This is a genomic window from Segatella copri, from assembly GCF_024330485.1.
Taxonomy (GTDB): Bacteria; Bacteroidota; Bacteroidia; order Bacteroidales; family Bacteroidaceae; genus Prevotella; species Prevotella copri_L.
Genome location: NZ_JANDWX010000105.1, coordinates 1 through 702, shown reverse-complemented (window position 1 = coordinate 702; position 702 = coordinate 1). Strand labels below are relative to the sequence as shown.

The window sequence follows — 702 nt, the reverse complement described above, 5'->3', positions numbered from 1 at the left end:
AAGACATCGCAGCTCAACTTGCGAGAGTTCATCGGGTTACGAGGAATGAATGACATTGCATTTGAAGATTTGACTGAGGAATTTGGCAAATCTTATAAGTTGTTCTTGATTGGCAAAGGATATAGTGCATCCAATACGAACCATAATCTTTGTTGGCTGCAACGCTTGGTTTATATCGCTGTTGACAGAGGTCTGCTGAAATTCAATCCATTGGAAGATGTCGGATATGAAAAGAAAGGCTCACCAAAACGTAGACATATATCCAGAAATGACTTGCTGCTCATTATGGAGACTCCTATGGAGGATAAGGCTTTGGAGTTGGCACGCAGAATGTTTGTTTTCTCCAGCCTTACAGGTTTGGCTTATGTCGATTTACGTAACCTGTATCCACACCATATCGGGATGACGGCAGACGGTAGAAAATACATTCGTGAGAAAAGAGCAAAGACCAACAACGAAGCGTTCATTCCCTTGCATCCGATAGCTGAACAAATAATGTCGCTATACAATACAGCGGATGATAGCAAACCTGTTTTCCCTCTTTCTTCACGTGATTCCATGTGGTTTGAATTTCATTCACTCAGTGTGGCTTTGGGTATAAATGAGAACCTTACCGCACACGTTGCAAGACATACATTCGGAGTAAACATGGTTACTTCGGGCATATCAATGGAAAGCATCGCCAAGATGATGGGGCATTCC

Annotated in this window: 1 protein-coding gene; it reads left to right on the top strand. The window is 42.5% G+C overall.

Annotated features, from left to right (window positions below; translation table 11 throughout):
* A partial coding sequence (locus NNC77_RS16810) for a site-specific integrase (RefSeq protein ID WP_254971956.1) occupies nucleotides 1–702 on the top strand: 702 nt, incomplete at both ends.